This is a genomic window from Streptomyces sp. SID5910 (assembly GCF_009862125.1).
Taxonomy (GTDB): Bacteria; Actinomycetota; Actinomycetes; order Streptomycetales; family Streptomycetaceae; genus Streptomyces.
This window is the reverse complement of the sequence record NZ_WWHX01000619.1, coordinates 1-10,037: the sequence shown is the minus strand read 5'-3', so window position 1 is coordinate 10,037 and position 10,037 is coordinate 1. Positions and strand designations below refer to the sequence as shown.

8 protein-coding genes are annotated in these 10,037 nt (G+C 71.6%); 5 read left to right on the top strand and 3 right to left on the bottom strand.

The genetic code is table 11. The features are described 5' to 3' along the window. Both GTW67_RS21930 and GTW67_RS21925 read right to left on the bottom strand, forming a co-directional pair. A partial coding sequence (locus GTW67_RS21930) for a hypothetical protein (protein WP_161166513.1) occupies positions 1-491 on the bottom strand: 491 nt, incomplete at its 3' end. Between the two features lie 68 nt (positions 492-559). Next, the gene (locus GTW67_RS21925; protein ID WP_161166512.1) at positions 560-1,885 is read right to left on the bottom strand and encodes a DUF2252 domain-containing protein; all 1,326 of its coding nucleotides are present in this window, start codon (positions 1,883-1,885) and stop codon (positions 560-562) included. Positions 1,886-2,118: 233 nt separating this feature from the next. On the opposite strand from GTW67_RS21925, the gene dnaE reads away from it, so the two are divergent. Next, positions 2,119-5,658, top strand: coding sequence for a DNA polymerase III subunit alpha (gene dnaE, locus GTW67_RS21920; protein WP_161166511.1), 3,540 nt, complete (start codon positions 2,119-2,121; stop codon positions 5,656-5,658). Between the two features lie 90 nt (positions 5,659-5,748). Here dnaE and GTW67_RS37075 read toward each other — a convergent pair whose 3' ends face one another. Beyond that, positions 5,749-5,913, bottom strand: a complete 165-nt coding sequence (locus GTW67_RS37075; protein WP_202437531.1) for a hypothetical protein — start codon at positions 5,911-5,913, stop codon at positions 5,749-5,751. A 225-nt stretch (positions 5,914-6,138) separates the two neighbouring features. Here GTW67_RS37075 and GTW67_RS21915 point away from each other — a divergent pair, with 225 nt between their 5' ends. The 4 genes from GTW67_RS21915 to GTW67_RS21900 all read left to right on the top strand — a co-directional run. After that, positions 6,139-7,353 carry an NYN domain-containing protein gene (locus GTW67_RS21915; RefSeq protein ID WP_161166510.1) on the top strand — a complete coding sequence of 405 codons (1,215 nt, stop codon included), beginning with the start codon at positions 6,139-6,141 and terminating at the stop codon, positions 7,351-7,353. 120 nt (positions 7,354-7,473) lie between these two features. After that, positions 7,474-8,448, top strand: coding sequence for an ATP-binding cassette domain-containing protein (locus GTW67_RS21910; RefSeq protein WP_161166514.1), 975 nt, complete (start codon positions 7,474-7,476; stop codon positions 8,446-8,448). A 118-nt stretch (positions 8,449-8,566) separates the two neighbouring features. Then, positions 8,567-9,382 (top strand): ABC transporter permease, encoded by an 816-nt coding sequence (locus tag GTW67_RS21905; RefSeq protein WP_161166509.1) that lies wholly within the window; start codon positions 8,567-8,569, stop codon positions 9,380-9,382. A gap of 34 nt (positions 9,383-9,416) precedes the next feature. Continuing rightward, on the top strand, positions 9,417-10,037 hold a 621-nt coding region (locus GTW67_RS21900; RefSeq protein ID WP_161166508.1), incomplete at its 3' end, for an AAA family ATPase.

The window sequence follows — 10,037 nt, the reverse complement described above, 5'->3', positions numbered from 1 at the left end:
AGCCAGGCCGCCGCGAGCAGGCCGACGCCGATGTGCGCGCCCAGCAGCAGCCAGGCGGTCGCGGGGTCGGCGTGCGCGAGCAGGGCGGCCAGCCGGTCGGTGTCGGCGCCGGTCACCCGGGTCAGCGGGGTGCCGGCCCCGGCGCCCACGCCCATGCCGCCGCCGCACAGCACGTCGAAGCCCACGGAGCGCAGCGGGCCCGCGACGGGGCCGCCCGCCCTGCCGTAGCAGACGTGCTGGCCGGTGGTGAGGACGGTGTCGGCGGCCAGCTCCAGCGGGATCAGCAGGGCGGCGATGCGCCCGAAGCCCCGCTCGCGCCGCCCGGCCAGGGCGTACGCGATCAGGAACACGGCGGCGGCGACCGCGGCCACCGTGCTCAGCGGCAGCGGAACCCCGGACAGCAGCACGTGCGACGCGGTGCTGAGCGTCACGACGAGGGCCGTGAACAGCGCCGCGCGTACGGCTCTGAGCGGGGTTCCGGATATGTCCATAGCGAGTCACGAGTGTGTCATGGGAGCCGGTAAGAGGCCCCTAAAGGGTCCCTGTGAGGCGGTGAGGGTCACAGCCCCGGGATACGGCCGTTGCGGAAGAGGTCGACGAAGGTCTGGTGGTCGGTGCGCGCGCGTGCCCCGTAGGTGTGGGCGAAGTCGACCAGCAGGGGCGCGAAGCCCTCCTCGTCGGCCGCGATCGCCGCGTCGATGGCCCGCTCGGTGGAGAACGGCACCAGGGACTCCCCGGACTGGTCGTCCGCCGCCGCGTGCATCGCGGCGGTGGCCCGGCCCAGGTCGGCGACGACCTCCGCGATCTCCTCCGGGTCGTCGATGTCGCCCCAGTCCAGGTCCACCGCGTACGGCGAGACCTCGGCGACCAGCTGCCCCGCGCCGTCCAGCTCGGTCCAGCCCAGCCACGGGTCGGCGTGCGCCTGGAGGGCGCGCTGGGAGATCACCGTGCGGTGGCCCTCGTGCTGGAAGTAGTCCCGGATCGCCCGGTCGGCGATGTGCCGGGAGACCGCCGGGGTCTGGGCCTGCTTGACGTAGATCACCACGTCGTTCTCCAGGGCGTCGCTGTTGCCCTCCAAGAGGATGTTGTACGACGGCAGGCCGGCGGAGCCGATGCCGATGCCCCGGCGGCCGACGACGTCCTTGACCCGGTAGGAGTCGGGGCGGGTCAGCGACGACTCCGGAAGCGTCTCCAGATAGCCGTCGAAGGCGGCCAGCACCTTGTACCGCGTGGCCGCGTCCAGCTCGATGGAGCCCCCGCCGGGCGCGAAGCGGCGCTCGAAGTCGCGGATCTCCGTCATCGACTCCAGCAGCCCGAACCGGGTCAGCGAACGGGCGACCCGCAGCGCGCCCAGCAGCGGGCCCTCCGCGGTGTCCAGCGTGAACGGCGGCACCTCGTCGCTCTTGGCGCCCGTGGCCAGCGAGTGGATCCGCTCCCGGTACGCGCCCGCGTACACCCGCACCAGCTCGGTGATCTGCTCGTCACTGAGGGCCTTCGCGTACCCGATCAGCGCGATGGAGGCGGCGAAGCGCTTGAGGTCCCAGGTGAAGGGGCCGACGTAGGCCTCGTCGAAGTCGTTGACGTTGAAGATCAGGCGGCCGGTGGAGTCCATGTACGTGCCGAAGTTCTCCGCGTGCAGGTCGCCGTGGATCCACACCCGGGAGGTCCGCTCGTCCAGGTACGGTCCGCCCGCGGTCTCGGCGTCCAGGTCGTGGTAGAAGAGGCACGCCGTGCCCCGGTAGAAGGCGAAGGCCGAGGCCGCCATCTTGCGGAACTTCACGCGGAACGCGGCCGGGTCGGCGGCCAGGAGCTCGCCGAAGGCGGTGTCGAAGACGGCGAGGATCTCCTCGCCGCGGTGCTCGTCACTGAGCTGCGAAACCGACATCGCTGGGTGCCTCCTGGTACGGGTGGTGCGTGGCGAGTGCGGCGGAAACCGCACTCGGACCAACGTTCGAGGGCGCGCGGGAGTGCCCGCCGCCCGGGGCCGGCCCGACACGCGGGGCCCCGCACGAAGGTACGCGGCCGGGGCCCCGGAGTGTCAGTCCCGGGGCATAGACTTCGACGCTGACCCCCGGACTGACCGCAGCCCGTCGACCGAGCTTTCCCAGGAGGCCGCACGTGTCCAAGCCGCCGTTCACGCACCTGCACGTCCACACCCAGTACTCGCTGCTGGACGGTGCCGCGCGGCTGAAGGACATGTTCGACGCGTGCAACGAGATGGGCATGACGCACATCGCCATGTCCGACCACGGCAACCTGCACGGGGCGTACGACTTCTTCCACTCCGCGAAGAAGGCCGGGGTCACCCCGATCATCGGGATCGAGGCGTATGTCGCTCCCGAGTCGCGCCGCAACAAGCGCAAGATCCAGTGGGGCCAGCCGCACCAGAAGCGGGACGACGTCTCCGGCTCCGGCGGCTACACCCACAAGACGATGTGGGCGACCAACAGGACGGGGCTGCACAACCTCTTCCGCCTCTCCTCCGACGCGTACGCCGAGGGCTGGCTCCAGAAGTGGCCCCGGATGGACAAGGAGACCATCTCCCAGTGGTCCGAGGGCATCGTCGCCTCCACCGGCTGCCCCTCCGGCGAGGTCCAGACCCGGCTGCGCCTCGGCCACTTCGACGAGGCCCTCAAGGCCGCCGCCGACTACCAGGACATCTTCGGCAAGGACCGGTACTTCCTGGAGCTGATGGACCACGGCATCGACATCGAGCACCGGGTCCGCGACGGCCTGCTGGAGATCGGCAGGAAACTCGGCATCCCGCCGCTGGTGACGAACGACTCGCACTACACCTACGCGCACGAGGCGACCGCCCACGACGCCCTGCTGTGCATCCAGACCGGCAAGAACCTCTCCGACCCGGACCGCTTCCGCTTCGACGGCACCGGCTACTACCTGAAGTCCACGGACGAGATGTACGCCATCGACTCCTCGGACGCCTGGCAGGAGGGCTGCGCCAACACGCTCCTCGTCGCAGAGATGGTCGACACCGACGGCATGTTCGAGAAGCGCGACCTCATGCCGAAGTTCGACATCCCGGAGGGCTACACCGAGGTCACCTGGTTCCAGGAGGAGGTCCGCCGCGGCATGGAGCGCCGCTTCGCGGGCCAGGTCCCCGAGGACCGCCAGAAGCAGGCCGAGTACGAGATGGACGTCATCATCCAGATGGGGTTCCCGGGCTACTTCCTCGTGGTCGCCGACTTCATCATGTGGGCCAAGAAGCAGGGCATCGCGGTCGGCCCCGGCCGAGGCTCCGCGGCCGGCTCGATCGTGGCGTACGCGATGGGCATCACCGACCTCGACCCGATCCCGCACGGCCTGATCTTCGAGCGGTTCCTCAACCCCGAGCGCGTCTCCATGCCCGACGTCGACATCGACTTCGACGAGCGCAGGCGCGTCGAGGTGATCAGGTACGTGACGGAGAAGTACGGCGCCGACAAGGTCGCCATGATCGGCACCTACGGCAAGATCAAGGCGAAGAACGCCATCAAGGACTCCGCGCGCGTCCTGGGCTACCCGTACGCGATGGGCGACCGGCTCACCAAGGCCATGCCCGCCGACGTCCTCGGCAAGGGCATCGACCTCAACGGCATCACCGACCCGACGCACCCGCGGTACAGCGAGGCCGGCGAGATCCGCTCGATGTACGAGAACGAGCCGGACGTCAAGAAGGTCATCGACACCGCCAAGGGCGTCGAGGGCCTGGTCCGGCAGATGGGCGTGCACGCCGCCGGCGTCATCATGTCCAGTGAGCCCATCGTCGACCACGCCCCGATCTGGGTGCGGCACACCGACGGCGTGACCATCACGCAGTGGGACTACCCGCAGTGCGAGTCGCTCGGCCTGCTGAAGATGGACTTCCTCGGCCTGCGCAACCTCACGATCATGGACGACGCCGTCAAGATGGTGAAGTCCAACAAGGGCATCGACCTCGACCTGCTGTCCCTGCCGCTGGACGACCCGACGACCTTCGACCTGCTCCAGCGCGGCGACACCCTCGGCGTCTTCCAGTTCGACGGCGGGCCCATGCGCTCCCTGCTGCGGCTGATGAAGCCCGACAACTTCGAGGACATCTCCGCCGTCTCCGCGCTCTACCGTCCCGGCCCCATGGGCATGGACTCGCACACCAACTACGCGCTCCGCAAGAACGGCCTCCAGGAGATCACGCCGATCCACAAGGAGCTGGAGGAGCCCCTCCAGGAGGTCCTGGCCGTCACCTACGGCCTGATCGTGTACCAGGAGCAGGTGCAGAAGGCCGCCCAGATCATCGCGGGCTACTCGCTCGGCGAGGCCGACATCCTGCGCCGCGTGATGGGCAAGAAGAAGCCCGACGAACTGGCGAAGAACTTCGTCCTCTTCCAGGAGGGCGCCCGCAAGAAGGGGTACAGCGACGAGGCCATCCAGGCGCTGTGGGACGTCCTGGTCCCCTTCGCCGGCTACGCGTTCAACAAGGCGCACTCGGCCGCGTACGGCCTGGTCTCGTACTGGACGGCGTACCTCAAGGCCAACCACCCCGCCGAGTACATGGCCGCGCTGCTCACCTCGGTCAAGGACGACAAGGACAAGTCGGCGGTCTACCTCAACGAGTGCCGCCGCATGGGCATCAAGGTGCTCCCGCCCAACGTCAACGAGTCCATGTCGAACTTCGCCGCGCAGGGCGACGACGTGATCCTCTTCGGCCTCTCCGCCGTGCGCAACGTCGGCACCAACGTGGTGGAGTCGATCATCAGGTGCCGCAAGGCCAAGGGGAAGTACGCGTCCTTCCCCGACTACCTGGACAAGGTGGAGGCGGTCGTCTGCAACAAGCGGACGACGGAGTCGCTGATCAAGGCCGGCGCCTTCGACGAGATGGGCCACACCCGCAAGGGCCTCACCGCGCAGTACGAGCCGATGATCGACAACGTGGTCGCGGTCAAGCGCAAGGAGGCCGAGGGCCAGTTCGACCTCTTCGGCGGCATGGGCGACGAGCAGAACGACGAGCCCGGCTTCGGACTCGACGTGGTCTTCGGCGAGGACGAGTGGGACAAGACCTATCTCCTCGCCCAGGAGCGGGAGATGCTCGGCCTCTACGTCTCCGACCACCCGCTCTTCGGCCTGGAGCACGTGCTGTCCGACAAGGCCGACGCGGGCATCTCCCAGCTCACCGGCGGTGACTTCGGCGACGGGGCGGTCGTCACCATCGGCGGCATCATCTCCGGCCTCCAGCGCAAGATGACCAAGCAGGGCAACGCCTGGGCCATCGCCACCGTCGAGGACCTGGCCGGCTCCATCGAGTGCATGTTCTTCCCCGCGACCTACCAGCTGGTGTCCACCCAACTCGTCGAGGACGCCGTGGTGTTCGTCAAGGGACGCCTCGACAAGCGCGAGGACGTGCCGCGGCTGGTCGCGATGGAGCTGATGATCCCCGACCTGTCCAACGCGGGCGCCAACGCACCCGTCGTCCTCACCATCCCGGCGACCCGGGTCACCCCGCCGATGGTCAGCCGCCTCGGCGAGATCCTCACCCACCACCGGGGCGACAGCGAGGTCCGCATCAAGCTCCAGGGCCCGACGAAGACGACGGTGCTGCGCCTGGACCGGCACCGGGTCAAGCCCGACCCGGCGCTCTTCGGCGACCTGAAGGTGCTGCTCGGCCCGTCCTGCCTGGCGGGCTGACGGCCGAAGCCGAGGAAGACCAAGGGGCGCACCCGGCACCGGGTGCGCCCCTTCGTGTCACGGCGGGCGCGACGGCCCGTGCGCCGGACGTCAGTTGTGGCCGAAGCGCTTCTGCCGCTTGCGGGAGGCCACGTCGCCGGGCGACAGCGGCGGGGCGTGCTGCTCCTCGCGGTCCAGTACGGCCGACTCGGCGGCCTGCGGGGCACGGGCGGGCTGGGACTGCTTACGCTCACGGTTGTTCTTGTTCTTGGCCATGGTGATCTACCTCCTGAGGGGGATCTGTCGGGCCAGGTACCGCCTCAGATTCACATAGACTGAAAAAGAACGCATATCGGGTAATTACCGTGCGTGACACGGCTCGTCGGGTCACGGGCCGCCGAAACGCCACGCCGAAGATCGAGTTCGGGCCGTTAACCTCCGCGCCGTCGGGCAGACTCGAAGCAAGCCCGAAGCAAACCTCCCGGAAAGAGGGTGGATCGCGTGGACCGCTGCATCGTCCTGGTGGACGCCGGGTATCTGCTGGGGGCCGCCGCCAGTCTCCTCGCCGGGGAGCCCTCGCGCTCGCGCATCACCGTCGATCACGCCGCCCTCATCCAGGGGTTGCGTGACCGCGCCGAGTCCGACACGCAGCAGCCCCTGCTGCGCATCTACTGGTTCGACGGCGCCCCCGACCGCGTCCCGCAGCCCGAGCACCGCCGGCTGCGCGTGATGCCCCGGGTCACCGTCCGGCTCGGCGCCCTCACCCGCAGCGACGGCCGCTGGGCGCAGAAGGGCGTGGACGCCGCCATGCACGCCGAGCTGACCGAGCTGGCCCGCAACCGGGCCTGCTCCGACGTCGTCCTGGTGACCGGCGACGGCGATCTGCTGCCCGGCATGATGGCCGCCAAGGAACACGGCGTCGCCGTCCACCTGTGGGCCGTGCAGGCCGCCGACGGCGACTACAACCAGTCCGAGGACCTGGTCGCCGAGGCCGACGAGCGCCGCGTCCTCGACCGCGCCTGGATCACCAAGGCGGTGCGTGCCAAGGAGGTCGGCGGCATCTGCGCCCCGCCGCCCGTGCCCCGGCCCGAGATCGCCGCGATCCTGTCCGCGCCGCTGCCCGAGTCCGCCCTGTCCGCCGCGACCGAGCGGCCCGCCCGCGAGCCCGCCCACCCCGCGGCGGACACCGCCCCGCGCAACGGCACCGAGGAGCGCGCGACGCCCGCCAGGGGCGTCCCCACCCCCAAGGACCTGGCCTCCCTGCGCGCCCCCGGCGCCCAGCCCCCCGCGCACCCGCCGACCGCCACCCTGCGCTGGTCCTCCGACAAGGGCTGGGTCGACCGGCCCGCCGCCGAGCAGGCCGAGGCCGTCGCCCTGCCGACCCTGGCCCAGCTCACCACGGCCGAGCAGCGCTGGGCCGACCGCGAGGAGGACATCACCACGGTCGGCGGCGACCCGTACGAGGTCGGACAGGTGTTCGCCCGCCGCTGGGTGGAACGCCTCGGCGACCACGGCCACCTCCAGAAACTGTCCGGCATGTACCCCCGCATCCCGCACCGCGTCGACGGCGAGCTGCTGCGCTACGCCGCCCGCTTCGGACTGCTGGCCCACAAGGACGACCAGATCGACGAGCACGACCGGTACGCGATCAGGGCCGGATTCTGGCGGGAGATCGACGTGCGGACCGCCACGGAGCGCGCCCCCGCCGGGGAGTGACGCCCCGGCCGAATTGATGCTTATGGGCGGACCCGAGGGCGAGCCGGGGTTCACGACCCCGTACTCTCGTCCCTTGTGAATACGCGCGCGCCCCAGGCACTTCGACCCGGCGGCGATGCCGTGTGCGTGGTGCGCGGACTGATCAAGACCTATGCGGCGGTACGCGGCCGGCGCGGCGTTCCGGCCGCCCCCGAGGTCCGGGCCACCGACGACGTGACGCTGGACATCCGCCGCGGCGAGATCTTCGGCCTGCTCGGACCGAACGGCGCGGGAAAGTCCACCCTCGTCCGCCAGCTGACCGGCCTGATGCGGCCCGACAGCGGCAGCGTGGAGATCCTCGGCCACGACATCGTGCGCCACCCCGAACGGGCCGCGCGGATCCTCGCCTACCTCGGCCAGGAGTCCAGCGCCCTGGACGAGCTCACCGTCTCGCTCGCCGCCGAGACCACCGGGCGGCTGCGCGGCCTGGACGCCGCCGACGCGCGCGCCGAGCGCGACGCCGTCCTCGACGAACTGGGCCTGACCCCCCTCGCCTCCCGCCCGCTCAAGAAGCTCTCCGGCGGACAGCGGCGCCTGGCCTGCTTCGCCGCCGCGCTGGTGGGGGAGCGCCCGCTGCTCGTCCTGGACGAGCCGACCACCGGCATGGACCCGGTGGCGCGGCGCGCCGTCTGGGCCGCCGTCGACCGCCGGCGCGCCGAGCGCGGAACGACCGTGCTGCTCGTCACCCACAACGTCATCGAGGCCGAGACCGTCCTCGACCGGGTCGCCGTCCTCGACCGCGGCCGCGTGATCGCCTGCGACACCCCGGCCGGACTCAAGGAGCAGGTCGCCGGCGAGGTCCGCGTCGACCTGGTGTGGCGCGAGACCGCCCCGCTGGGCGTCCCCGAGGTCGCCGCGCTGCGCGACCGGGCCGCCGAGTCGGGCCGCCGCTGGACGCTGCGCCTCGCCCCGGAGGAGGCCCGCACGGTCGTCGCCACCGTCACCGGCGGGGCCGCGTTCGCCGCGCTGGACGACTTCACCCTGGCCACGCCCAGCCTGGAGGACGTGTACCTGGCGCTGGGCGGCGCCGCGCGACAGGGGCTGGTCAGGACGTGAGCGCCCCGGACGGTGAGACAGCACGACGCCGCGTCCGTACCGGACGGGGCGAGCACCTGCGTGAGGGGGCTGAGTGCACAGCGGCTCAGCGACGAGTGGTGAAGGGGAGCAGCACGACGTGAGTGTCGTACCCGCCGAAGTCCTGCCCGACCGCGCCCCGGCCGCCGAGGAGCGGGGCGCCGCCGCGCTCGGGCCCCGGGCGCGGCTGTGGCCCTCCCTGGTGGCGGTGTACCGGGCGCAGCTGTCCCGGGCCCGGGTCGCGCGCATCCCGCTGCTGTTCGTGGCCACGTTCCAGTCGATCGGCATCATGATCCTGATGCGCGGCGTCGTGGACGGCGGCGGCGAGGCGCAGGCCGTGGTCGCCGGGTCGGCGGTGCTCGTCGTGGCCTTCGTCGCGCTGAACCTCCTCGCCCAGTACTTCGGCCAGCTGCGCGCCAGCGGCGGCCTCGACCACTACGCGACCCTGCCGGTGCCGCCGGCCGCGGTGGTGCTGGGCGCGGCGGGCGCGTACGCGTCCTTCACCGTGCCGGGGACCGTGGTGACGGCGGTGTTCGGATGCCTGCTGTTCGGGCTGCCGATGACGCATCTGTGGGTGCTGGTGGCCGTGATCCCGCTGGCCGGCGCCGCGCTCGCCGGGCTGGGCGCGGCACTGGGGCTGCTCGCGCCCCGGCCCGAGCTCGCCACCCTGCTGGGCCAGCTGGGCATGTCGGCGGCGCTGCTGCTGGGCGTGCTGCCCGCCGAGCGGATGCCGGAGGCGGTGCGCCTCGCCCGTGACCTGCTGCCCTCCACGTACGGCGTGGAGGCCTTCGCGCGGACCTTCGGGCCCCGGCCCGACTGGGCCTTCGTCCTCGGTGACCTCGCCGTGTGCGCGGCGGTCGGCGTGATCTCCCTGGCCGTCGCCACGTGGGCGTACCGCCGGGCCGCCGTCCGGTGACGCGCGGCACAGGCGGGTTTGGCACGATGGCAGGGTGACCGCACCTCTGACTCCCCCTCCGCCGCCGAACGAGCACTCGTCGTCCCACGGCGGGCCGGTGCCGCCGCCCGTGGGCGCGCATGCGATGGGCACCGCGTACGACCCTCACGGCGAACAGGACGGCCCCGGGATGCTGACCGAAGTGCGGCAGGCCGCCGTCACCCTGGTGGCGGTGGCCGTCTCCGGCGCCCTGCTGGGCGTGCTGTGGTGGTGGCTGGCGCCGAGCGTGCCGCTCGTCGGCGAGGTCGTGGACGGCAGCTGGGCGGTCTACCTGAAGGACTCCGAGGGCGAGCAGGCCGTCGGGGTCGACGGCACGTTCACGCTGCTCGCGCTCGGCTTCGGCGCGCTCAGCGCGCTGGCCGTCTTCCTGCTGCGACGGCGCGGGGGCGTGCCGCTGGTGGTGGGCCTGGGCGTCGGCGCCTTCCTCGGGTCGCTGCTGGCGTGGCGGGTCGGGGTGTGGCTGGGCCCCGGGTCGGACGTGATCGCGCACGCGCAGGAGGTCGGCAAGGGGGTGACGTTCTCCGCGCCGCTGAAGCTGGGCGCGAAGGGGGCGTGGCTGGCCTGGCCGTTCGCCGCGCTGGTGGTGCACCTGGGCCTGACGGGCCTCTTCGGCCCC

What these genes read in the sequence shown, in the direction of transcription:
- GTW67_RS21925 (WP_161166512.1), bottom strand. Translation starts at nt 1,885, where the DNA reads ATGTCGGTTTCGCAGCTCAGTGACGAGCACCGCGGCGAGGAGATCCTC.
- GTW67_RS37075 (WP_202437531.1), bottom strand. Translation starts at nt 5,913, where the DNA reads ATGGCCAAGAACAAGAACAACCGTGAGCGTAAGCAGTCCCAGCCCGCC.